Below are 24987 nucleotides of genomic sequence, written 5' to 3'. Positions count from 1 at the left end.
TTATTTTCCTCTGTTTTTCAGATCATCGACTTCGTCATCGGTGAGATAACGGACTTTTTGACCTTGTAGAATAAAATGGAGTTTGGCGGTTTCTTCTAGCTCTTCGGTGTTATCTACCGCATCACGCAAGTCTGAACCTGTGACTACAACCCCGTGATTTGCCAGTAAAAAGGCTTTACCATCTAAGGCTCGCTCGCCTAATTCTCGGGCAATATTAATGTCACCCGGGCGGTAGTAAGGAATGACCGGCAATTTTCCTACCCGCATCACGTAGTAAGGGGTGAAAGCACGCATAGCGTTGTCGGTATCCAAATTTTCCAAGCAAGAAAGTGCGGTTAAATAAGTGGAATGTAGATGCACAATTGCTTGGCAAGTCGGATTTTTCTGATACATCGCCAAATGGAATACCGATTCTTTTGAAGGCTTATCTCCTGAAAGAACATTCCCCTGCATATCCAACACGGAAAGACGGTCTGCCTCTAAACGCCCGAGCGATGAGCCGGTTGGGGTAACTAAAATGCGATTTTCATCTAAACGCACAGAGAGGTTACCTGCGCCACCTACGGTATAGCCCCGCTCAAACAGCGAGCGGGCAAGATTGACCATTTCAATCTTTTGTTCTTGTTCTGTCATACAAACATCTCCTGAGCAAAACTGAAGAAATCTTCTTTACCGAAGTTGCCGGATTTCAATGCAAGAAAAATCGGTTTTTCGACCGCTTGTAACCAGGGTACGCCCGGTGCAATTTGTTTACCGATGTGGAAACCGCTGAATCCAAGCTGCTGAACCACAATGCTTGAAGTTTCACCACCTGCGGTAATAAAGTTGGCCACGCCTGCGGCTTGTAATTTTTCGGCTAATTTGGCAAAGGTATTTTCAATGGCATGGCTGGCTTTATCGCCGCCGAATTGGGTTTGAATCTCTTTCAATTCTTCAGGAGGAACGGTGGCGTAAACCATTGGTGCAAAGTCACCGTCTAGGTTTGCAATCACCCATTGATAAAGCGTTTCTACATAGTTCGGATCCTGAATGGCTTTTTCCGCTTCTAAGAAATAACTTGGGGCTTTTTGCTGGTAAGCCGCCACTTGGGTATTGGTCATTACCGAGCAAGAACCTGAAAGCACAACGGTTTTACCTTTGCTTGGCACAAACGCATTCGTGCCTTTTTGACCGCCTGAACGGTAAGCCGCCATATAAGCCCCTAAGCCTGAACCGCCTGTGACTAATTTAAAATCGGCCACCGCTTCGGCAAGCACGGCAAGTTGTGAATTATCGGCAGCATCTACCACCGCATATTTGTAGCCTTGCTGTTTCAGTTCAGCAAAACGAGCTTTCACACGCTCTGCCCCTTGAATCACATCAGCATAGGCTACCAAGCCAGTTTTGCCTTGGGATTGTGCGTCCATTAAACGCACCAAATTGGCATCTTTCATCGGGGTAATCGGGTGGTTACGCATACCGGATTCATTCAGTAGTACATCGCCCACAAACAAATAGCCGTTGAAAATGGTTCTGCCATTAACAGGCAGAGCCGGTGTGACCACCGTAAAATCGGTGTCTAATGCCGCCATTAACGCATCGGTTACCGGCCCGATATTGCCTTTCTCCGTGCTGTCAAAAGTGGAACAATATTTAAAGTAGAATTGCGAACAACCGTTTTGTTTCAGCCAATCAAGTGCCGAGAGTGATTGTGCGATGGCTTCTTCAACCGGGTTTGAACGTGATTTTAAGCTGATCACAATCGCATCAACTTGACTGTTAAGTGTAGTTTTCGGCACACCATTCATTTGCACCGTTTTTAGCCCGTTTTCGGTTAAGAAACTGGCAATGTCACTCGCACCGGTGAAATCGTCTGCAATAATGCCTAACATCCTATTTCCCCTCTTTTTTCGGTAATTCGATACCGCTGAAAATTTTAATGACCGCACTATCATCTTCCTTGCCGTAACCTGCGTTGCTGGCTTCGGTAAACATAGAATAAGCAGTGCTGGCTAAGTGAAGCGGGAAACGCAAAGATTTTGCGGTGTCGTTCACCAACCCCAAATCTTTCACAAAAATATCCACCATAGAGAGTGGGGTGTAATCGCCCTCAACAACGTGTTTCATTCGGTTTTCAAACATCCAAGAGTTGCCTGCCGCATTGGTTACGACGTCATACATTAAATCAAGCGGAATACCGGCACGAGCCGCCAACGCCATCGCTTCTGCACCTGCGGCGATATGCACACCGGCAAGTAATTGGTGGATAATTTTTACGGTTGCACCCAAGCCGATTTCTTCGCCAATGTTATACACTTTGCCTGCTACTGCATCTAATACCGGTTTTAATTTCTCGAATGCCTCATTTGAACCTGATGCCATCACGGTCATTTCACCTTGTGCCGCTTTTGCTGCCCCACCGGAAACCGGAGCATCTAACATCACCAAGCCTAAATCTGTTAATTTCTGTGAAATATCTTTTGCATCTTGTGCAGAAATGGTGGAAGACACCATCACCACCGTGCCTTGTTTCAAATGTTGGGCTAAGCCGTTTTCACCGAATAACACCGCATTCACTTGGTTGGCATTAACCACCAATAACAACACCGCATCTAATTCAGCGGCAAAATCGACCGCACTTGTGCCAACTGCCTTAGCGCCTGCTGCTTTTAAGGTTTCCAGATAGTTTGGGTTAAGATCCACACCGTATGTGTCTAATCCGGCAGCGATACAAGATTTTGCTGCTCCCATACCCATTGCTCCTAAGCCGATGACGGCTACGCTATATTTTTGACTCATTGTTTATTCCCTCAAATAAATTAATGAACTTGATGGCGGTATATTAACCAATAGAAAAGATAAAATCTGTGATGAAGATCACAAACATTAACAATAAATGTGAATTTTTGTGATTTTAATTTTGGAAGCTAAATCTGATATAATCTCTTTTAACAATTAAAATAGGTTAAAAAATGATCCCCTTAGAGAGACAACGAGAAATACTACGACTTATTAATAATAATGGTGTCGCAAGTATTAATTTTCTGGCAGAACAGCTAAAAGTATCACATATGACAATTCGCCGTGATATTCAAAAGCTGGAAGAGCAAGGTAAGGTATCCCTAGTATCTGGTGGAGTTCAATCTCTTGAACGATTAATCATGGAATTACCACACGATGATAAATCAATGTTATTCCAAGAGCAGAAATCAGCTATAGGATCTTTAGCATCACAGCTAATTCCCTCAAACACAACTATTTATCTTGATGCTGGAACTACTACATTAGAAATAGCTCATCGGATAATCGATAGAAATGACTTACTAGTTGTAACAAACGATTTTGTTATTGCTCACTATCTTAGTAATTCAGGAAAATGTGATTTAATTCATATAGGAGGAAGTGTCTGTAAAGAAAACCTATCGACAACTGGTTCACTTGCAGCAGAATTTCTGAAAAACCTATCAATCGATATGGCATTTATATCTACTTCATCCTGGAATTTAAAAGGTCTAACAACGCCGAACGAAAATAAAATCCCCGTTAAAAAAGCAATTTTAGAGGCATCAAAGCAAAACATTTTAGTGACAGACTCTTCAAAATATGGAAAAGTCGCAACTTTTTTTGTTTGCCCTCTTACTGTATTTGACCAGATTATTTGTGATAAAGGATTATTTGAGAATGTACGAGACGCACTGAAAGGGCTAAGTATTAAATTAGATTTAGGATAATCTTCTTACCAATTTTTTCTGAGAACGACAAGCAATCAAAAAGTATTATTTTTGCAAATAAGATATTAATAGGGAAAGTTAACAATCCTAGCAACGGATTGTTAACTAATTTTCGGCTGGTACTAATAAAATAGGAATATTAACGTTTACCAAACATACTGCCTAAGCCACCGAGACCGCCTAGACCACCACCCATCATACCTTTAACACCACGCATCATTTTTGCCATTCCACCTTTACGCATTTTTTTCATCATACGTTGCATATCATCAAACTGCTTGAGCAGCTTATTTACATCTTGCACCTGTGTGCCGGAGCCAAGTGCGATACGGCGGCGGCGTGAGCCTTTAATAATATCCGGATTTGCCCGCTCTTTTAAGGTCATAGAATTGATGATGGCTTCCATTTTAATGAACATTTTATCATCAACCTGACTTTTAACGTGGTCAGGCAGGTTTTTCGCCCCCGGTAGTTTATCGAGCATCGACATCATTCCACCCATTTTTTTCATTTCGATAAGCTGCTCACGGAAATCTTCCAAGGTAAATTCATCGCCTTTTTTGAATTTGGCGGCAATTTTTTCCGCTTTTTCTTGATCAACCGAGCGTTGAATATCTTCAATTAAAGACATTACATCGCCCATACCTAAAATGCGGGAAGCCACACGGTCAGGGTGGAACGGCTCAAGGGCATCGGTTTTTTCACCCACACCTAAGAATTTAATCGGTTTACCCGTGATTTGGCGAATAGAAAGTGCCGCACCGCCCCGGGCATCGCCATCGACTTTGGTAAGAATAACACCGGTAAGCGGCAACGCTTCGTTAAAGGCTTTTGCGGTGTTGGCGGCGTCTTGACCGGTCATCGCATCAACCGTAAATAGCGTTTCAATCGGATTCAGCACAGCGTGGATTTGTTGGATCTCTTCCATCATTTCACCATCAACGTGTAAACGACCGGCAGTATCCACAATCAATACATCAAAGAAATTAAGCTTAGCGTGCTTCAGTGCCGCTTCTGCAATCGCTACCGGTTTTTGGCTGGTTTCGGTCGGGAAGAAGTCCACTTTTAACGCTTCAGCAAGGGTTTGTAGCTGTTTGATAGCAGCAGGGCGGTAAACGTCGGCAGAAACCACCAACACCTTTTTCTTGTGGCGTTCTTTCAGGAATTTTGCCAATTTGCCGACAGAGGTGGTTTTACCCGCACCTTGCAAACCTGCCATTAAAATTACCGCAGGCGGTTGGGCCGCAAGATTCAGCTCCTCGTTGGCTTCTCCCATTGCCGTTTCTAATTCGCTTTGTACGATTTTTAAGAACTCTTGCCCCGGCGTGAGGCTTTTGTTTACCTCAACCCCTAACGCACGCTCTTTAACCTTGTTGATGAAATCACGCACAACAGGGAGGGCAACATCCGCCTCCAACAATGCCATACGCACTTCACGCAGGGTATCTTTAATATTATCTTCCGTTAGGCGACCTTTGCCCGTAATGTTACGCAGCGTTTTAGACAGTCTGTCAGAGAGGTTTTCAAACATATCAGCTTTCTCAATTTGCAAAATTTTAGGAAAAAAGTACCGCTTGTGAGCGGAAAGTTGCCGCCATTATACAAAAAAAAGCGTTACGGTTATAGGGAAATAAAAAAACGGCATAGCGATTAAACTATGCCGTAAAATTTGACGATATTCGAGGAATCATTATTTAGTTATATTGTGTGATCATAATACTCCGAATTGCGTATAAAAGTGAAGTGATATTTTCAAATTTATGTTAGAAATGAGAGGTAAATCACAAAATTAAAGGGGATATTATTGTTTGAAAAAATGAGAGCAAAAAGAAAGCCCTGATGATTACTCATCAGGGCTTCGGAATATGGCTCCTCCTGCGGGACTCGAACCTGCGACATATGGATTAACAGTCCACCGTTCTACCGACTGAACTAAGGAGGAATTGATGGTGCCTCGAGGCGGAATCGAACCACCGACACGGGGATTTTCAATCCCCTGCTCTACCGACTGAGCTATCGAGGCAACGTCGTTGCGTGGTGCATTATGCTGATTTTTTCGGGCTTCGTCAAATACAATTCTCAAAAATTTAACGTTTTTGAACGCATAATACTAAAAATTGAGCAATTTCTTAGTAGTTAGCCGGAAAGCTCAAAAAGAAAACCCTGATGATTACTCATCAGGGCTTCGGAATATGGCTCCTCCTGCGGGACTCGAACCTGCGACATATGGATTAACAGTCCACCGTTCTACCGACTGAACTAAGGAGGAATTGATGGTGCCTCGAGGCGGAATCGAACCACCGACACGGGGATTTTCAATCCCCTGCTCTACCGACTGAGCTATCGAGGCAACGTCGTTGCGTGGTGCATTATGCTGATTTCAGCTTGCAACGTCAAACGTTTTTTTACAAATTTGAAAAAACCGTTGCTCGAATGTGCTTTTTTTATACTTTTCGGCTAAAAAACAGCATAATTCACGCATTAACGAATATTGCGATATTTCTCTCTGGCGGTGGTTACTTTTCTTAAATAATTTCTAGCTTGAGAAGATGGATGAGCCGTAGTTAAAATTCGATAAACCGCATCAGGCGAAAGATCGTTAATTCTATCAATCGCAGAGTATTTATCGGAATCAAACACTCGCAATACCGCACCAGCACCGCTATTATACGCAGAAATCATCGCATAACGTTTAGCCACAGGATCTTCAATTCCATCTAAGTATTCATCACGCAAAATAGTCAAATAAAGCGTACCTGCATCAATGTTATTTGATGGATTATAAAGATATTCACGGCTTGGCTGCCCTCCCATTCCTTTGCGGGCAAAAATATCACGCCCTGCGGTACGAGGTACAACCTGCATTAAGCCAATCGCATTGGCATAGCTGATTGCGTACGGGTTGAATGCTGATTCGACTTCCATAATCCCTAAAATCAAACTTGGCTCAATACCATACTGCTTCGCCATTTTACGCACCAGCGGTAAATATTGTCTTGCACGTACTTCAATGTGTCCTGCCACCATTTTAATCGTTACAAAGCTCACAGTTTGACCATTTTTCAAACGGCGTGTTTGCACCTTATTTTGCAACAAATAAGTCGCAAAATCATTGGCGATGGCAACATTGGTAATATTTCGCCCGAATTGATCTTCAACCTGTCCGTTTAGGAAAGGGTTAGAGCTAATCGGAGCATCGCCTGAGGCAAATAAATCAATCCCTTTCGGGTCTCTACCCATTAAGAGGGTATGAATAATCGAATTGCGTAGATGATTCTGATTCCCTAAAGTCTCAATCGTAATCACCCCTTCTTCAAACGAAATATGGCTACGGGTGTAAAACTTATCCGTATATTTCACATAATCTTTCTTACTGGCAACTAACAGCTCGTTACTTCCCCAAATATCATCAATATTGTGAGAAAACTGCCCTGCCAAAATATCCAAACCATTGGTATCTTTAGAATAATCTACTCGGGTAGATTTTGGCTTCTTAGTCGATTTATTGCTCCCACACGCAATAAGAAACGGAATAATTGCCAACATCGGCAAATATTTAGCATATTTTTTCATTGTGATTTAACCTTTATTATTCGACCGGCTTATAGCCTTCGATGATGATCTCTTTACCTTCAAATAAAAAATTGACCATCTCTTGTTCGAGCAGTTTACGGTGTTCGGGGTTCATCATACTGAGTTTTTTCTCATTGACGATCATCGTCTGTTTTTTAATCCACTCAGACCACGCCTGCTTGCTGATTGAGTCAAAAATACGCTTACCCAGCTCCCCCGGATAAAGTTGAAAATCTAAACCTTCTGCCTCTTGTTTTAAATATTCGCAAAATACGGTACGAGCCATAATTTAATCCTTAATCTCATTTTTTACATTGAATGCCAGCTCATCTAAAATTCGTTTGACCGGCGTAGCTAAACCTACTTCATTATGTTGGTGCAAATCATACCAATAATCCACTTCTGAAGATACCTTAGAAAGATAATTTCCTGCTTTTTCTTCGACAACAAGCGGTGAATTTTCATTTATTTTTTGCAAATCGACTTCTACTAAAATCGGGGTAATATCCAAATGAAAATGGCTGAATGTGTGCCTAAATGCGGTTAATTGCTGTGAAATTTGCAAATTTTGCATAAAATCAGACCGCTTGAATTCGTCCACACTCTCGAATTGCGGAAACGCAAATAAGCCTCCCCAAATACCTTTTGCTTCCCGTTTTTGTAACAGCACTTTCGAGCCGCTTTTCAGCACTAAAAAATAGGTTTGACGCTCCGGCAAGGTTTTTTTCGGTTTCTTGGCAGGGAAGTTATCCCACGCTTGCATTGCATTCGTTTTACAATTTTCTTGTAACGGACAGAGCAAGCACTTCGGTTTTGTGCGAGTGCAAATCATCGCTCCCAAATCCATCATCGCTTGATTAAAGTCTGCAACTTGGGTATCAGGCGTCACACTTTCGCTTAATTGCCAAAGGCGATTTTCCACCGCTTTTTCACCCGCCCAGCCTTCTACCGCAAAATACCGGCTTAACACCCGTTTGACATTGCCGTCTAAAATCGGGTGCGGAGCATCTAGCACCGAAGACAAAATCGCCCCTGCGGTACTCCTACCCACGCCGGTTAATGCCAGCACATCATCAAATCGAGTGGGAAATTCGCCGTTAAACTCATCTCGAATTTGCATTGCAGCTTTATGCAAATTTCTTGCCCGAGCGTAATAACCCAGCCCTGTCCACAAATGCAATACTTCATCAATCGAGGCATTAGCTAAGTCAATCACGGTGGGAAATCGTTCCATAAAACGTGCAAAATAAGGAATAACTGTTGCAACTTGAGTTTGTTGCAACATTACCTCCGACAACCAAACCTGATACAGGGTTTTATTTTGCTGCCAAGGTAAATGTTTCCGCCCATATTGCTCAAACCAAGCTAAAACAGCGTTGGCAAACGGATCGGAAGCTTTTGCTCTCGCTAAAGGAAATAGGGAATTGCTGTTCATTAAAAATCTTGAAATCGGAAAAATAAATTATCATACTGCAAGCGGTCAGTTTTACCAAAAATTTTACATATTAAGGAAAAAAGATGAAATCGCCCATTTTAGGTTTTCACCACGTTGCGTTAATTGTTTCCAATTACGAAAAATCCAAACATTTCTACACCCGTATTTTAGGGGCGGAGATCATCGCAGAAACTTACCGAGAGCAGCGTGCCAGCTATAAATTAGATTTACGCTTTAAAGATGGTTCGCAAATTGAATTATTCAGTTTTTCTGAAACGCCGCCTCGTTTCACCTCGCCCGAAACCTGTGGGCTTCGCCATTTGGCATTTCGAGTAGAAAATATTGAACACGCCATCGCTTTTTTAGAACAGCACAAATTACCGCACGAAGGAATCCGAATTGATGAGGTCACCGGCAAACGCTTCACCTTTTTCCGAGATCCGGACGATCTACCGTTAGAGTTTTACGAGGTCTAAATGTTATATTTATTGATTGCAACCCTGATTTGGGCAAGTTCCTTCATTGTGGGGAAAGTGGCGATTTCGGCTTTTGATCCTGTCCAAATTATGCAAATTCGGCTGACCTTAGCGGCATTTATCGCTCTGCCGTTTTTTATGCCTGCCTATAAAAAAATCCAGAAAAATCAGCATATTAAAGTTTGGTTGATTAGTTTTCTGACTTTTCCGCTGTGCGTGATCTTACAATTTTCCGGCTTGAAATTAACTTCCGCAGCAAGTGCCGTGGCATTACTCGGGCTAAACCCGCTTTTAACCGTCTTAGTCGGCTATTTCTGTTTCAAAAAACAGGCAACAAGGCTTGATTTTATCCTAAGTTTATTCGCCTGCGTGGGTATTTTAATTATGGCATCAGGAAGCGATGACAACGGCTCAATCAATGTACTAGGGCTACTGCTCGTTACCTTAGGCAGTTTAAGTTTTATTGTGGGAATGTACCTCAGCAAAGAGATTCTGCAATCAGTAAAAGTGATCGATTTAACCAAGGTCACGCTAGTGCAAGGAGCAATTACTGCTTTACCGATTACATTATTTTTTGCGGAAAATTGGCAACTACCGACCAGTCTCTCAGCGTGGGCGAGTGTAGCATATTTAGGCATTATTTGTACCAGCTTGGCAATACTATTATGGAACAAAGGTATCAGCCAATCTTCCCCAATTCTGGCAGGCATTCTACTCGCCCTTGAACCTGTATTCGGGCTGTTAATGGCGCTAGTCTTTTTATCAGAGCGACTGAGCCTCATTACTTGGGTTGGGATTATTATCGTGATTTGCACTGCCTTACTCTCCGTTTTGCTGCCGATGATGAAAAGATACAAGCGGTCATTTTAAGAGGATTTTTTACCAATGCAGTTTCCCCCTCTTTCCCACGGCATTTTACTTCGCCGTTATAAACGTTTTCTTGCGGATATTCAGTTGCCAAATGGCGAACAAATTATCATTCATTGCCCAAACACAGGAGCGATGACAGGCTGTGCCAACCCCGGTGATACGGTTTGGTTTTCCACTTCCCATAACCCCAAACGTAAATATGCTCACACTTGGGAACTAACCCAAACCCAAGCGGGGGATTTTATTTGCGTCAATACCTTGCGGGCGAACCAGTTAGTGCAAGAAGCCTTGGCAAATAAATGGATTGATGAGCTTGCAGCCTACCGTAAAATTTTACCAGAGCAAAAATATGGCAATGAAAATAGTCGAATTGATTTTTTGCTTAAATCAGACCCTCTGCCGGATTGTTTTGTGGAAGTGAAATCCACCACCCTTTTAACCGAAAACGGTGTGGGAATGTTCCCCGATGCCCAAACCGAGCGTGGGCAAAAACATTTGCGGGAGCTGACGAAAATCGCTGAACAGGGCTTACAAGCGGTCATTTTTTTCGCTATTTTGCACACGGGCATTGAACGGTTTGAAGTGGCAAAGCAGATTGACCCCAAATATGCCGAATTATTCGCCCAAGCCATTGCACAAAAAGTGCAAGTTCTCGCCTATAAAATGGCAATTTCATTGGAAAACGGGCAACCTATTGCGGCAACCTTAACAAAGAAATGTGAGTTTTAAGCTTGAAAACACACAGCATATCCCCATATAAGCCAAAGTTTTTAAAAAGAAGGATTTAGTATGACAACGATTGTATGCGTGCGTAAAGACGGAAAAGTGGCTATCGGTGGTGATGGCCAGGCAACGCTTGGAAATTGTATCGAGAAAGGCACAGTGCGAAAAGTTCGCCGTTTGTATAAAGACAAAGTAGTGACAGGCTTTGCCGGCTCGACCGCTGATGCCTTTATTTTGCGTGATTTATTCGAGAAAAAATTGGAGTTACACCAAGGGCATCTAGTGAAATCGGCAGTGGAACTGGCAAAAGAGTGGCGTACCGAGCGTGCTTTACGCCGTTTAGAAGCGATGATGATTGTTGCCAATGACAGCGAATTTTTATTGGTTTCAGGTTCGGGCGATGTGATTGAGCCGGAGCAAGATGTGCTGGCGATTGGATCAGGCGGTAACTATGCGAAAGCCGCTGCTCTTGCGTTATTACGCACCGAAAATAATTTATCTGCAAAAGAGATCGTTGCCGAAGCGTTAAAAATTGCTGGCGATATTGATATTTACAGTAACCACAATCACGTGATTGAAGAAGTTTAATTAACTCTCTCCTTGTAGAGAGACCGAAAAATATTTCGTTCAGAAATATTTTTCAGAGAGAGGGGTTAATGCAAAACGTTTAAGAAAAAAGACCGCTTGTTACCCTCTCCCTGATTTTTCTTCTGAACGAAGAAAAATATTCCCTCTCCCACAGGGGAGAGGGTAATTAATTTAAGGAATAACATTATGTCAATGACACCCCGTGAAATCGTCTCAGAATTAGACGCACACATTATCGGACAAAAAGATGCAAAACGTGCGGTAGCGATTGCTTTGCGTAACCGCTGGAGAAGAATGCAGTTGCCGGAAGATCTCCGCCAAGAAGTGACCCCCAAAAATATTTTAATGATCGGCCCGACCGGTGTGGGTAAAACCGAAATCGCCCGCCGTTTGGCAAAACTTGCCAATGCCCCTTTCATCAAAGTTGAGGCAACCAAATTCACTGAAGTGGGCTATGTGGGTAAAGAAGTGGATTCGATTATCCGTGATTTAGCTGATGTGTCGATGAAATTAGTCCGCCAGCAAGCAGTTGAAAAAAATAAAATGCGTGCACAAGATGCGGCGGAAGATCGCATTTTAGACGTATTATTGCCACCGGCGAAAGATCAGTGGGGCAATGTGCAGGAATCAGACAATAATTCCACCCGTCAAACTTTCCGCAAAAAATTGCGTGAAGGGCAATTAGACGATAAAGAGATTGAAATTGACGTGGCGGCTCAGGTGAGCGTTGAGATTATGACCCCGCCGGGAATGGAAGAGATGACCTCGCAGTTACAATCGCTGTTTGAGGGAATGTCGCCAAACAAAACCAAAAAACGCAAAATGAAAATCAAAGATGCGTTAAAGGTGATGCTTGATGAAGAAGCGGCGAAATTGGTGAATCCTGAAGAGCTGAAACAGCAAGCGATTGAAGCGGTGGAACAGCACGGTATTGTCTTTATTGATGAGATCGACAAAATCTGTAAAAAAGGCGAACATTCGGGTGGAGATGTTTCTCGTGAAGGCGTTCAGCGTGACTTGCTTCCAATCATTGAAGGCTCAACCGTAAATACTAAGCACGGTATGGTGAAAACCGACCATATTCTGTTTATCTGCTCGGGTGCATTCCAAGTGGCTCGCCCGTCTGATTTACTCCCAGAATTACAGGGTCGCTTGCCGATTCGTGTGGAGTTAAAATCGCTTACCAAAGAAGATTTTGAGCGTATTTTAACCGAACCGAATGCCTCATTAACCTTGCAATATCGTGAGTTGATGAAAACTGAAGGCGTGGAGATTGAGTTCACTAAAGACGGTATCAGCCGTATTGCAGAAAGTGCCTTCCGTGTGAACGAGAAAACCGAAAACATCGGGGCAAGACGTTTACACACCGTGCTTGAGCGTTTGATGGACGGCATTTCGTTCGATGCCAGCGAACGCCGTGGTGAAAAAATCATCATTGATGAAAACTATGTTTCCGAAGCGTTAAATGACGTGGTGGAAAACGAAGATTTAAGTCGCTTTATTTTGTAGTTTTAAGTTATACAAGCGGTTATTTTAGCGAAAAATCTTGCGAATTAGCCGCTTTTCATATTGTTAGTTGTAAAAATGAAAAATCTATACAAATGGCCTGCTGCACAATCGCTTTATCCAAATCAGGGAAAGAAGTCTTACGCAGGGAAACGTTTTCGTTACCGTCTTCGCTCTTGGTTGCATCATTCCAAAATCAAGCAATTTGAGCAGTTCGTTACACAAAATCCACAACTGATTCCGCTCTTAAATGCTCGACCAAATTACAGCTACCCCGTGGCTCACCGCTTTTTAGATAAGCGTTTTGGTGCCAACCAACGCTTACAAAAAATCACAGATAACCTGCTGTTTTTACCGCAAAAATTGGCTCATTTACCACCTCTATGGGAACAAGCGGTCAATTTTGGTGAAATTATTGCAGATTTTGAGTTATGGCTTAACATCAATGAACATCAGCCGATGGAAGGTTTTTGGGCATTAGAACTTCGCCACAGACCGACTAATCAACTAGTTTATTTATTAACATTTGGTAAGTTAGATGAAGCCTTGTTGATTGCAGTCATTCAAGGCCCGAATTTTGAGGGGTCAAAAGAGCGAGTGAAACAATTAACCAAAAGTTGCCATGGCTTACGCCCGGCCTATTTAATGGTTGAAGCGATGAAGGCTTTAACGGCTGTTCTTGGTTATCAGAGTTTACTAGGCATTCCACAGAAATATCAGAATAAATCCCGCTGGGTGCAAAGTAAGCGCTATGTAGTGGATTATGATGCTATTTTTGCGGAATCGGGCGGAAAGCCGGGAAATTATTGGCAGTTGCCGCTTGAATTGGAAAGTAAAAAAATAGATGAAATTCCAAGCAAAAAACGCTCAATGTATCGCAAGCGTTATGAAATGCTAGCTAATTTAAAGCAGACCATGGAGCTTATGCTTAAAACTTATACTGGCTTAAATAGGTAAATCAAAGAATACAAGCGGTCAAAATCTGCAAAACTTTGCAAAAATGACCGCTTACAAGTTACTTGCCGCTCATCCATTTATCATAGATTTTTTGATATTCGCCATTCTCTTTAATCGTTTTTAATGCTGTATTGAATTGATCAACTAATACTTGGTTTTTCAAGTGAGTTGCAATGCCTAAACCATCACCAAAATAGTTTGGATTATTGATTTTCTCCCCTACAAAATCTAGCCCTTCGTGTTTTCTTGCCATCTCAGCCAATACCGGCACATCGCCAAAAATAGCATCAATTCGCCCATTTTGCACATCTAAAATAGCATTTTGATAAGAGGCATAAGATTTCACATTGTACTCTTTTTTCTCTTTTGCTAAATAGTGTTGGTAAGTAGTCCCATTTTGCACACCAATCGTTTTCACCTTAGCAAAATCTATATCTTTTTTCGCAATGAAGGCAGCAGAGCTTGGAAAGTAAGGCTCGCTAAATAATACTTGTTTCTTACGTGGTTCCGTAATACCCATACCTGAAATTGCAGCATCAAATTGTTTTTGCTTTAGGCTTTGGATTAAGCTATCAAAAGGTTGGCTATGGAATGTACAATTTGCATTCATCTCTTTACAGATAGCATTTGCAATATCCACATCAAAACCGATAATTTCTCCCTTCTCGTCGGTCATTTCAAATGGAGGATAGCTTGGCTCCATCACAAATTTGATATCTTGTGCCTGCGCAGTAACCACACACCCGAATAAAAGGGTCAAAAGTGTTTTTTTCATAAAAAGTCCCTGTGTTTTCATTATAAGGATTACCACTTTAACGCAGTTACTTTCTTAAAAAAAGTCTTCTTTTCATAAAGTTTGTTTTATGTCATACAAACACATCAAATTGAGATGTAGTTTCTCAATCCTCTTGATTCCTCTATCTCAAAAAAACAACCCAAAAGAAAAAAGAAAAGCATATGTTACATTAATATTACAATGTAATTATTTTGTTTAATTTCCCTACATTTTGTATAACTTTAAAACACTCCTTTTTCTCTTCTGATTATATAAAAGACAAAAAATACAATTTAAGCTACAAAAACAACAAAAAATACGACAACAAGATCGAGTAATGATTATATTATGCTATAATTTTTAACCTAATTTAGAATAATTATCGAGTGCAAATTATGAATCAATCTTATTTTAACTTACTAGGAAACATTACTTGGCTATGGATGAACTCCTCCCTCCACAAAGAATGGAGCTGTGAACTACTAGCACGCAATGTGATTCCTGCAATTGAAAATGAACAATATATGCTACTTATAGATAACGGTATTCCGATCGCTTATTGTAGTTGGGCAGATTTAAACCTTGAGACTGAGGTGAAATATATTAAGGATATTAGTTCGTTAACACCAGAAGAATGGCAGTCTGGTGACAGACGCTGGATTATTGATTGGGTAGCACCATTCGGACATTCTCAATTACTTTATAAAAAAATGTGTCAGAAATATCCTGATATGATCGTCAGATCTATACGCTTTTATCCAAAGCAGAAAGAATTAGGCAAAATTGCCTACTTTAAAGGAGGTAAATTAGATAAAAAAACAGCAAAAAAACGTTTTGATACATATCAAGAAGAGCTGGCAACAGCACTTAAAAATGAATTTAATTTTATTAAAAAATAGAAGGAGACATCCCTTATGGGTAATAAACTTACTAATATTTCAACAAATTTAAAAAGTTCCTGGTTGACTGCTAAATCCGGTTTAAATAGAACAGGACAATCATTAGCTAAAGCAGGGCAATCTTTAAAAACCGGGGCAAAAAAAATCATCCTCTACATTCCAAAAGATTATCAATATGATACCGAGAAAGGCAATGGCTTACAGGATTTAGTTAAGGCAGCTGAAGAGCTTGGTATTGAAGTGCAAAAAGAGGAAGGAAACGATATTGCAAAAGCACAAACCAGTTTGGGCACAATTCAAAATGTGCTGGGTTTAACTGAGCGTGGTATTGTGTTGTCAGCCCCTCAGCTTGACAAGTTGCTTCAGAAAACTAAAGTAGGTCAAGCGATTAGTTCTGCAGAAAATCTTACAAAAGGTTTTAGTAATGCAAAAACCGTATTATCTGGTATTCAATCTATTTTAGGCTCGGTATTGGCTGGCATGGATTTAGATGAGGCATTACAAAAAAACAGTAATGAGCTGACACTTGCTAAAGCTGGTTTAGAGTTAACCAACTCATTGATCGAAAATATTGCTAACTCGGTCAAAACGCTAGACGCCTTTGGTGATCAAATTAATCAACTTGGTTCAAAACTACAAAACGTTAAAGGGTTAAGTTCTCTTGGCGATAAACTAAAAGGTCTGAGTGGTTTTGATAAAACCAGCCTTGGTTTAGATGTCGTATCTGGCTTACTGTCGGGTGCAACAGCTGCACTTGTACTTGCAGATAAAAATGCTTCAACATCAAGAAAAGTAGGTGCGGGTTTTGAATTGGCAAACCAAGTTGTTGGTAATATTACCAAAGCCGTTTCTTCTTACATTTTAGCCCAACGTGTTGCAGCAGGTTTATCTTCAACCGGGCCTGTGGCTGCTTTAATTGCTTCTACTGTTTCTCTTGCGATTAGCCCATTAGCATTTGCTGGTATTGCCGATAAATTTAATCACGCAAAAAGTTTAGAGAGCTATGCCGAACGCTTTAAAAAATTAGGCTATGACGGTGATAATTTATTAGCGGAATATCAGCGTGGAACAGGAACTATTGATGCATCGGTTACTGCAATTAATACCGCATTGGCTGCTATTGCTGGTGGTGTATCTGCTGCGGCAGCCGGCTCGGTTATTGCTTCACCGATTGCCTTATTAGTATCTGGGATTACCGGTGTAATTTCCACTATTCTGCAATACTCTAAACAAGCAATGTTTGAACACGTTGCGAATAAAATTCATAACAAAATTGTAGAATGGGAAAAAAATAATCACGGCAAGAACTACTTTGAAAATGGTTACGATGCCCGTTATCTTGCGAATTTACAAGATAATATGAAATTCTTACTGAACTTAAACAAAGAGTTACAGGCAGAACGTGTCATCGCTATTACTCAGCAGCAATGGGATAACAATATTGGTGATTTAGCCGGTATTAGCCGTTTAGGTGAAAAAGTGCTTAGTGGTAAAGCTTATGTGGATGCATTTGAAGAAGGTAAACATCTTAAAGCCGATAAATTAGTACAGTTGGATTCGGCAAACGGTATTATTGATGTGAGTAATTCGGGTAAAGCGAAAACTCAGCATATCTTATTCAGAACGCCATTATTGACGCCGGGAACAGAGCATCGTGAACGCGTACAAACAGGTAAATATGAATATATTACCAAGCTCAATATTAACCGTGTAGATAGCTGGAAAATCACAGATGGTGCAGCAAGTTCTACCTTTGATTTAACTAATGTTGTTCAGCGTATTGGTATTGAATTAGACAATGCTGGAAATGTAACTAAAACCAAAGAAACAAAAATTGTTGCCAAACTTGGTGCAGGTGATGACAACGTATTTGTTGGTTCTGGTACGACGGAAATTGATGGCGGTGAAGGTTACGACCGAGTTCACTATAGCCGCGGAAACTACGGTGCTTTAACTATTGATGCCACTAAAGAGACCGAGCAAGGTAGTTATACCGTAAATCGTTTCGTAGAAACCGGTAAAGCACTACACGAAGTGACTTCAACTCACACCGCATTGGTGGGCAACCGTGAAGAAAAAATTGAATATCGTCATAGCAATAACCAGCACCATGCCGGTTATTACACCAAAGACACCTTGAAAGCTGTTGAAGAAATTATCGGTACATCACATAACGATATCTTTAAAGGTAGTAAGTTCAATGATGCCTTTAACGGTGGTGATGGTGTCGATACTATTGACGGTAACGACGGCAATGACCGCTTATTTGGTGGTAAAGGCGATGATATTATCGATGGTGGAAATGGTGATGACTTTATCGATGGCGGTAAAGGCAACGACCTATTACACGGCGGTAAAGGTGATGATATTTTCGTTCACCGTCAAGGCGATGGTAATGATATTATTACCGATTCCGATGGCAATGATAAATTATCATTCTCTGATTCAAACTTAAAAGATTTAACATTTGAAAAAGTTAAACATAATCTTGTCATCACGAATAGCAAAAAAGAGAAAGTGACCATTCAAGACTGGTTCCGAGAAGCTGATTTTGCTAAAGAAGTGCGTAATTATAAAGCAACTAAAGATGAGAAAATCGAAGAAATCATCGGTCAAAATGGCGAGCGGATTACCTCAAAGCAAGTTGATGATCTTATCGCAAAAGGTAACGGCAAAATTACCCAAGATGAGCTATCAAAAGTTGTTGATAACTATGAATTGCTCAAACATAGCAAAAATGTGACAAACAGCTTAGATAAGTTAATCTCATCTGCAAGTGCATTTACCTCGTCTAATGATTCGAGAAATGTATTAGTGGCTCCAACTTCAATGTTGGATCAAAGTTTATCTTCTCTTCAATTTGCTAGAGCAGCTTAATTTTTAATGATTGGCAACTCTATATTGTTTCGCACATTATGGAGTTGCCGTTTTATTTTATAAAAGGAGACAATATGGAAGCTAACCATCAAAGGAATGATCTTGGTTTAGTTGCCCTCACTATGTTGGCACAATACCATAATATTTCGCTTAATCCGGAAGAAATAAAACATAAATTTGATCTTGACGGAAAAGGGCTTTCTTTAACCTCTTGGCTTTTAGCCGCAAAATCGTTAGCGTTGAAAGCGAAACACATTAAAAAAGAGATTTCCCGCTTACACTTGGTGAATTTACCTGCATTAGTTTGGCAAGATAATGGTAAACATTTTTTATTGGTAAAAGTGGATACCGATAATAACCGCTATTTAACTTACAATTTGGAACAAGATGCCCCACAAATTCTGTCACAAGACGAATTTGAAGCCTGCTATCAAGAGCAGTTAATTTTGGTCACATCTAGAGCTTCCGTAGTTGGTCAACTAGCAAAGTTCGATTTCACCTGGTTTATTCCGGCGGTGATCAAATACCGAAAAATCTTTCTAGAAACCTTGATTGTTTCGATCTTTTTGCAAATTTTTGCCCTAATTACACCGCTATTCTTCCAAGTTGTTATGGATAAAGTACTGGTGCATCGAGGTTTTTCAACCTTGAATATCATTACGGTTGCCTTAGCTATTGTGATCATCTTTGAAATTGTACTAAGTGGTTTACGAACCTATGTGTTTTCGCATAGTACTAGCCGGATTGACGTGGAATTAGGGGCTAAATTATTTAGGCATTTATTATCATTGCCTATTTCTTATTTTGAGAACAGACGTGTTGGCGATACAGTTGCACGGGTCAGAGAATTAGATCAAATTCGTAATTTCCTTACCGGACAAGCATTAACCTCGGTTTTAGATCTCTTATTCTCTTTTATCTTTTTTGCCGTAATGTGGTATTACAGCCCAAAATTAACCTTGGTAATTCTTGGTTCATTGCCCTGCTATATTTTATGGTCAATTTTTATTAGTCCGATTTTAAGACGGCGTTTAGATGAGAAATTTGCCCGAAGTGCTGATAACCAAGCATTCTTAGTTGAGTCGGTAACAGCCATCAATATGATTAAAGCGATGGCGGTTGCTCCACAAATGACTGATACATGGGATAAACAGCTGGCAAGCTATGTTTCATCAAGTTTCCGTGTAACTGTATTAGCAACCATTGGGCAACAAGGTGTACAACTTATTCAAAAAACCGTTATGGTGATTAACCTTTGGTTAGGTGCACACTTAGTTATTTCAGGCGATCTGAGTATTGGGCAATTAATTGCCTTTAATATGCTGTCAGGGCAAGTGATTGCACCGGTGATTCGGTTAGCACAGCTCTGGCAAGATTTCCAACAAGTTGGGATTTCCGTCACTCGCTTAGGTGATGTTTTAAACTCGCCAACCGAACAATATCAAGGCAAATTATCACTACCTGAAATACAAGGAGATATTGCGTTTAAAAATATTCGTTTTCGATATAAACCGGATGCTCCTACCATTTTAAATAATGTGAATTTAGAGATTAAAAAAGGGGAAGTGATTGGAATTGTCGGTCGTTCCGGTTCTGGTAAAAGCACACTAACCAAATTACTACAACGTTTTTATATTCCTGAAAACGGGCAAGTGCTTATTGACGGGCACGACCTTGCACTCGCAGATCCAAACTGGTTACGCCGTCAAATCGGGGTCGTTTTGCAAGATAACGTCCTGTTAAACCGTAGTATCCGAGAAAATATTGCACTTTCAGAACCAGGAATGTCGATGGAACGTGTGATTTATGCAGCAAAATTAGCAGGGGCTCACGATTTCATTTCGGAATTACGTGAAGGTTATAACACTATTGTAGGTGAACAAGGAGCGGGGCTTTCGGGCGGACAACGCCAACGAATTGCGATTGCACGAGCCTTGGTAAACAACCCGAAAATCTTAATTTTTGATGAAGCAACCAGTGCCCTCGATTACGAATCTGAGCATATTATTATGCAAAATATGCAAAAAATATGCCAAGGAAGAACCGTGATTTTGATTGCACATCGTTTATCGACTGTAAAAAATGCGGATCGAATTATTGTGATGGAAAAAGGGGAAATCGTTGAACAAGGCAAGCATCACGAATTACTGCAAAACAGTAACGGCCTTTATTCCTACTTACACCAGTTACAACTTAATTAAGAAGGAAAACCATGAAAATATGGCTTAGTGGTATTTATGAATTTTTCCTACGCTATAAAAACATTTGGGCAGAAGTATGGAAAATTCGTAAAGAATTAGACCACCCAAACAGAAAAAAAGATGAAAGTGAATTTTTACCGGCACATTTAGAATTGATTGAAACCCCGGTGTCTAAAAAACCACGCTTAATTGCTTATTTAATTATGCTGTTTTTAGTTGTGGCAATTGTGCTTGCCAGTGTAAGCAAAGTTGAAATTGTGGCGACTGCACCCGGTAAATTAACTTTTAGTGGCAGAAGTAAAGAAATTAAACCGATTGAAAACGCCATCGTACAAGAAATTTTTGTTAAAGATGGGCAGTTTGTGGAAAAAGGACAATTATTAGTGAGCTTAACTGCATTGGGTTCTGAGGCGGATATCAAAAAGACTATTGCTTCACTCTCTTTAGAAAAGCTGGAAAACTATCGCTACCAAACATTACTGACTGCCATTGAAAACGAGTCATTGCCGGTGATTGATTTATCTAAAACGGAATTTAACGATTCATCGGAAGAAGATCGACTACGTATTAAACACTTAATTGAGGAGCAATACACCACTTGGCAAAAACAAAAAACACAGAAAACCTTAGCTTATAAACGTAAAGATGCGGAAAAGCAAACTACATCTGCCTACGTTCGTAAATATGAAGGTGCTACACGTATTGAGCAAGAAAAGTTAAAGGATTTCAAAGCACTTTATCAACAAAAATCGTTATCTAAGCATGAGCTTCTCTCGCAAGAAAATAAGGCGATTGAAGCACAAAATGAGTTGGCAGTTTATCGTTCAAAATTAAATGAATTAGAAAATGATCTACTCAATGTAAAAGAAGAACTTGAGCTGATCACTCAATTCTTTAAAAGTGATGTGTTGGAAAAATTAAAGCAACATATTGAAAATGAACGTCAACTTCGGCTCGAGTTAGAAAAAAATAATCAACGCAGACAGGCCTCGATGATCAGAGCACCGGTTTCCGGTACGGTTCAGCAACTGAAAATTCACACTATAGGTGGTGTTGTTACGACTGCTGAAACCTTGATGATCATTGTGCCGGAAGATGATGTGTTAGAGGCCACCGCTCTGGTTCAAAACAAAGATATCGGCTTTGTTGCAGCAGGGCAAGAGGTGATTATTAAAGTGGAAACTTTCCCTTATACGCGCTATGGTTATCTAACGGGTCGAATCAAACATATTAGCCCGGATGCGATTGAACAACCTAATGTAGGTTTAGTTTTTAATGCAACTATAGCTATAGATAGGAAGAATCTAACATCTCCTGATGGACGAAACATTGATTTGAGTTCAGGTATGACAATAACTGCTGAAATCAAAACCGGTGAACGGAGTGTAATGAGTTATTTACTCAGCCCATTAGAAGAATCTGTCACAGAAAGTTTAAGGGAACGCTAATCGAACCAAAACAAAGCCATAAAAGCCATTTTGAGCTTTTATGGCTTTATTTTTTAGTCTACAAGCGGTCAAAAAAGCCTAATTTTTTACACTTTTATAACAAATTGTTCTAACTAAAAATTACTAATTCTTTTCTTTTATAAGACGAATCCTCTATTTTCATTCCATTAGATTGAACTAGAAAAGGGGATTTATGAGCCTAAGCATTACTAATCTTTCTCTTGGCTACCGCAAAAATCAGCAAACCAAGACCATTTTGCATGATGTCGCTTTTAACGTAGAAAGCGGCACTTTAACCTCGATTCTCGGGCCGAGTGGAGTGGGGAAGTCCTCGCTGTTGCGGGTGGTCAGCGGATTGGATAAACCCTTAAGAGGAGAGGTGGCGTTATTCGGGGAGAAAATCCATCAGCCGCACCCAGATGTAGGCTTTGTATTTCAATCGGCGACCTTGTTGCCTTGGCTTTCGGTGCGAAATAATGTGGCATTCGGTTTAGATTTTCAATGCCGTTCGCCCTTGAGCAAAGCCGAGATTCAGCATCGGGTGGAATCGGCGTTGGAAGAGGTGGGCTTGCGTGAGGCAATCGACTTAATGCCCCACGAACTCTCCGGTGGTATGGCACAGAGGGTGAATCTAGCTCGAGCGTTGGCTCGTCAGCCGAAAGTGATTTTATTAGATGAGCCGTTTTCAGCCCTTGATGAAGTGATTCGTAGCCAAATGCAAGCATTGTTACACGACATTGTCCGCCACTATAATGTGGCAGCGATAATGGTAACACACGATATTGATGAAGCCTTATTGGTGTCAGATGATGTGTTATTGCTTGGCGGAGACAAAGCCCATATTGTTGGGAAATGGCATTTATCTGATCCATTCCCTCGTACTGATTTATTGAGTTTGAACCCTATTAGGGTCGAGATTTTACACACGCTTAGACAGGCTCAGCAACGAACGCTGCAAGAGCAGACGGTTGATTTTGTGATTTAAGGAGAAAGTGATGGATCAGCAACGTAGAGATTTTATGAAACTGCTCAGCCTGTTTTCCCTTGCAGGCAGTTTGCCGTTAATCCAAGCCTGTGAGCAGGTGCAAAAAAATGCCGAAAATCGACCGCTTGTTATCGGCTACTTGCCGATTACTGATGCTACACCGCTGTTAGTTGCTCACGCCAAAGGCTTATTTGAAAAGCACGGTGTGCAGGTGGAAAAACCGGTGATGTTCCGCAGTTGGGCTCAGTTGGTGGAGGCTTTTTTGAGCGGTAATGTGAACGTGGTTCACTTGCTCTCGCCAATGAGCTTATGGGCAAAATATGGTGCTAATGCTCCGGTGAAAGCAGTAATGTGGAATCATTTAGCCGGTTCTGCTTTAACGGTTCGGCCTGAAATCAACAGTATTGCCGAACTCTCCGGCAAAACGGTAGCAATTCCGTTTTGGTATTCGATTCATAATATCGTTTTGCAACGATTATTACGGGAAAATGGCTTGAAAATCACCGAAAAAGAGCCGAGCAGCGGTGAAGTGCGATTAAGTGTAATGGCTCCGTCAGATATGGTGGCAGCGTTGGCAAGTGAGGCAATTTCCGGCTTTATTGTGGCAGAGCCGTTCAATGCGTTAGCGGAAGCCAAAGGCGTGGGGAAGGTGCTGCGTTTTAGTGGTGATGTATGGAAAGATCACGCCTGCTGTTTGACCTTAATGCACGAATACGATATTCAACACCGCCCGGAATGGGTGCAAAAAGTGGTAAATGCCTTAACCGAAGCCCAGGTGTTCACGCTTGCCAACCGTGCAGAAACCGCTCAATTATTGGCTCGGGGCAGCGGCTACACGCCGCACGATCAAAAAGTGCTGGAAAAGGTGCTTACCCCAACCCAAGCACAGTGGGATAAATATATCGAAACAGGGGCGATTCAAAACCCTCAATGGCACCAACAGCGAATCGGCTTTCAGCCGTATCCGTTCGATTCCTATATGGAAGAGCTGGTCAAGATGCTCAAACAAACCCACATCGCCGGCAATAATGCGTTTTTGCAACAGCTTGACCCAACAGAGGCAGCCAAAGCAATTAACGAGCCGACCTTTGTGCGAAAAGCGATAGAGCAAGGCGGTTGGATTGAAACCTTTAATTTACAAGCCGGTTGGACAAGAACCGAGCAAATCAGCGTATAGACGATAGGAATTAGCGATGAAACAAAAATATCTTTACGGTTTAGCCGGTTTATTACTTCTGCTTTTAGGCTGGCAATTTGGCACAGCCTTGTTAAGCCAACGGTTGCCGATGGCGTCAATGTTAGCTCCGGCAAAAACGTGGGAGAGTCTGACTTGGCTGATTTTTTCCGGTGAAATTTTTCCGCACTTATGGGCGAGTTTGCAACGTATCGCAGTAGGGTTGCTTGTAGCGTTAGTGATTGGCGTACCGCTGGGGTTATTGCTCGGTTTCTCCAAGCACCTTGAAATGCTCTGCACGCCCTCATTCCAACTACTGCGTATGATTTCGCCCCTTTCGTGGATGCCGATTATCGTGATGTTACTTGGCGTAGGCGATTTGCCGATTTATTTTTTACTGGCATTTGCCACCGTTTGGTCGTTGATTATTTCTACTACCTCTGGGGTGAAAAGCATTGAACCGCAATGGTTGCAACTCGGTAGAGTAATGTCGGCTACCCGCAAAGAACTCCTATGCAAAATTGTTGTGCCGGCTATTACCGGACATGTTCTCACCGGCTTGCGTGTGGCGGTTGGGATTGCGTGGGTGGTGCTGGTACCGTGCGAAATGCTAGGCGTGAATCAAGGACTCGGCTATTTTATTTTAGACACCCGAGACAGGCTTGCTTATTCTGAATTGATGGCGGTAATTGTGATTATCGGTTTAATCGGCTGGGCGTTGGATAGCTTAATCCGCTTGGCTTTAGCCAAAGGAGGCAGATAAATTCACAAGCGGTCGAAATATTGCATT

Annotated in this window: 22 protein-coding genes and 4 tRNA genes; 14 read left to right on the top strand and 12 right to left on the bottom strand. The window is 41.3% G+C overall.

The features are described 5' to 3' along the window. From EL242_RS03350 to ltnD, 3 genes are read right to left on the bottom strand one after another with little or no spacing between them, the layout of a single operon-like run. A complete protein-coding gene (locus EL242_RS03350; protein WP_126301498.1) occupies positions 1–633 on the bottom strand; it encodes an aldolase in 633 nt (210 codons plus the stop codon). Beyond that, entirely contained in the window at positions 630–1871 is a 1242-nt protein-coding gene (otnK, locus tag EL242_RS03345; protein WP_126301497.1) for a 3-oxo-tetronate kinase, read from the bottom strand. Before otnK ends, EL242_RS03350 begins: the two co-directional genes overlap by 4 nt. Position 1872: 1 nt before the next feature. Further along, entirely contained in the window at positions 1873–2778 is a 906-nt protein-coding gene (ltnD, locus tag EL242_RS03340) for an L-threonate dehydrogenase (protein WP_126301496.1), read from the bottom strand. 173 nt (positions 2779–2951) lie between these two features. Between ltnD and EL242_RS03335 the strand changes: the two genes are divergently transcribed. After that, complete coding sequence (locus EL242_RS03335) at positions 2952–3710, top strand: DeoR/GlpR family DNA-binding transcription regulator (protein ID WP_006249959.1); 759 nt, start codon at positions 2952–2954, stop codon at positions 3708–3710. A 139-nt stretch (positions 3711–3849) separates the two neighbouring features. On the opposite strand, the gene ffh is transcribed toward EL242_RS03335, so the two are convergent. From ffh to mutY, 8 genes are all read right to left on the bottom strand, one after another. Beyond that, positions 3850–5241, bottom strand: a complete 1392-nt coding sequence (gene ffh / locus EL242_RS03330) for a signal recognition particle protein (protein ID WP_126301495.1) — start codon at positions 5239–5241, stop codon at positions 3850–3852. Positions 5242–5576: 335 nt separating this feature from the next. Continuing rightward, a tRNA-Asn gene (locus EL242_RS03325) sits at positions 5577–5652 on the bottom strand. A gap of 5 nt (positions 5653–5657) precedes the next feature. Next, positions 5658–5733 (bottom strand) — tRNA-Phe (locus EL242_RS03320). A 170-nt stretch (positions 5734–5903) separates the two neighbouring features. Further along, a tRNA-Asn gene (locus EL242_RS03315) sits at positions 5904–5979 on the bottom strand. 5 nt (positions 5980–5984) lie between these two features. Then, positions 5985–6060, bottom strand: a tRNA-Phe gene (locus EL242_RS03310). 131 nt (positions 6061–6191) lie between these two features. Further along, on the bottom strand, positions 6192–7283 hold the full coding sequence (gene mltC / locus EL242_RS03305; RefSeq protein WP_126301494.1) for a membrane-bound lytic murein transglycosylase MltC: 1092 nt from the start codon (positions 7281–7283) through the stop codon (positions 6192–6194). A gap of 16 nt (positions 7284–7299) precedes the next feature. Then, a complete protein-coding gene (locus EL242_RS03300; protein WP_006248012.1) occupies positions 7300–7569 on the bottom strand; it encodes an oxidative damage protection protein in 270 nt (89 codons plus the stop codon). A 3-nt stretch (positions 7570–7572) separates the two neighbouring features. Next, positions 7573–8718, bottom strand: a complete 1146-nt coding sequence (mutY, locus tag EL242_RS03295; RefSeq protein ID WP_126301493.1) for an A/G-specific adenine glycosylase — start codon at positions 8716–8718, stop codon at positions 7573–7575. Positions 8719–8801: 83 nt separating this feature from the next. Between mutY and EL242_RS03290 the strand changes: the two genes are divergently transcribed. The 6 genes from EL242_RS03290 (at position 8802) to EL242_RS03265 (ending at position 13838) form a co-directional block, all read left to right on the top strand. Further along, on the top strand, positions 8802–9194 hold the full coding sequence (locus EL242_RS03290) for a VOC family protein (protein ID WP_126301492.1): 393 nt from the start codon (positions 8802–8804) through the stop codon (positions 9192–9194). Then, entirely contained in the window at positions 9195–10064 is an 870-nt protein-coding gene (locus tag EL242_RS03285; RefSeq protein WP_126301491.1) for a DMT family transporter, read from the top strand. 15 nt (positions 10065–10079) lie between these two features. Next, on the top strand, positions 10080–10793 hold the full coding sequence (sfsA, locus tag EL242_RS03280) for a DNA/RNA nuclease SfsA (protein WP_126301490.1): 714 nt from the start codon (positions 10080–10082) through the stop codon (positions 10791–10793). A 60-nt stretch (positions 10794–10853) separates the two neighbouring features. After that, positions 10854–11375, top strand: a complete 522-nt coding sequence (gene hslV / locus EL242_RS03275) for an ATP-dependent protease subunit HslV (RefSeq protein WP_021279477.1) — start codon at positions 10854–10856, stop codon at positions 11373–11375. A gap of 183 nt (positions 11376–11558) precedes the next feature. Then, positions 11559–12884, top strand: coding sequence for an HslU--HslV peptidase ATPase subunit (hslU, locus tag EL242_RS03270; protein WP_172595368.1), 1326 nt, complete (start codon positions 11559–11561; stop codon positions 12882–12884). Between the two features lie 75 nt (positions 12885–12959). Then, positions 12960–13838 (top strand): VirK/YbjX family protein, encoded by an 879-nt coding sequence (locus EL242_RS03265; RefSeq protein ID WP_126301488.1) that lies wholly within the window; start codon positions 12960–12962, stop codon positions 13836–13838. A gap of 58 nt (positions 13839–13896) precedes the next feature. Here the strand turns inward: EL242_RS03265 and EL242_RS03260 are convergent, their stop codons facing one another. Beyond that, positions 13897–14613 carry an arginine ABC transporter substrate-binding protein gene (locus EL242_RS03260; protein WP_126301487.1) on the bottom strand — a complete coding sequence of 239 codons (717 nt, stop codon included), beginning with the start codon at positions 14611–14613 and terminating at the stop codon, positions 13897–13899. 395 nt (positions 14614–15008) lie between these two features. Between EL242_RS03260 and EL242_RS03255 the strand changes: the two genes are divergently transcribed. From EL242_RS03255 to EL242_RS03225, 7 genes are all read left to right on the top strand, one after another. Further along, the gene (locus EL242_RS03255) at positions 15009–15512 is read left to right on the top strand and encodes a toxin-activating lysine-acyltransferase (protein ID WP_126301486.1); all 504 of its coding nucleotides are present in this window, start codon (positions 15009–15011) and stop codon (positions 15510–15512) included. A 15-nt stretch (positions 15513–15527) separates the two neighbouring features. Next, the gene (locus tag EL242_RS03250; protein WP_126301485.1) at positions 15528–18389 is read left to right on the top strand and encodes an RTX family hemolysin; all 2862 of its coding nucleotides are present in this window, start codon (positions 15528–15530) and stop codon (positions 18387–18389) included. A gap of 74 nt (positions 18390–18463) precedes the next feature. Beyond that, positions 18464–20590 carry a type I secretion system permease/ATPase gene (locus tag EL242_RS03245; RefSeq protein ID WP_145962131.1) on the top strand — a complete coding sequence of 709 codons (2127 nt, stop codon included), beginning with the start codon at positions 18464–18466 and terminating at the stop codon, positions 20588–20590. 11 nt (positions 20591–20601) lie between these two features. Then, positions 20602–22038 carry an HlyD family type I secretion periplasmic adaptor subunit gene (locus tag EL242_RS03240; RefSeq protein ID WP_126301483.1) on the top strand — a complete coding sequence of 479 codons (1437 nt, stop codon included), beginning with the start codon at positions 20602–20604 and terminating at the stop codon, positions 22036–22038. A 193-nt stretch (positions 22039–22231) separates the two neighbouring features. Then, positions 22232–23023 carry an ABC transporter ATP-binding protein gene (locus EL242_RS03235; RefSeq protein ID WP_126301482.1) on the top strand — a complete coding sequence of 264 codons (792 nt, stop codon included), beginning with the start codon at positions 22232–22234 and terminating at the stop codon, positions 23021–23023. 10 nt (positions 23024–23033) lie between these two features. Continuing rightward, positions 23034–24200 (top strand): ABC transporter substrate-binding protein, encoded by a 1167-nt coding sequence (locus tag EL242_RS03230; protein WP_126301481.1) that lies wholly within the window; start codon positions 23034–23036, stop codon positions 24198–24200. 16 nt (positions 24201–24216) lie between these two features. Next, complete coding sequence (locus EL242_RS03225) at positions 24217–24960, top strand: ABC transporter permease (RefSeq protein ID WP_126301480.1); 744 nt, start codon at positions 24217–24219, stop codon at positions 24958–24960. The last annotated feature ends 27 nt before the right edge of the window (positions 24961–24987 follow it).

Origin of the sequence: Mannheimia haemolytica (assembly GCA_900638155.1) — a bacterium.
Lineage (GTDB): Bacteria > Pseudomonadota > Gammaproteobacteria > Enterobacterales > Pasteurellaceae > Mannheimia > Mannheimia glucosida.
The sequence above is the reverse complement of the archived record's forward strand: the minus strand, read 5'-3'. Positions and strand labels throughout refer to the sequence as shown.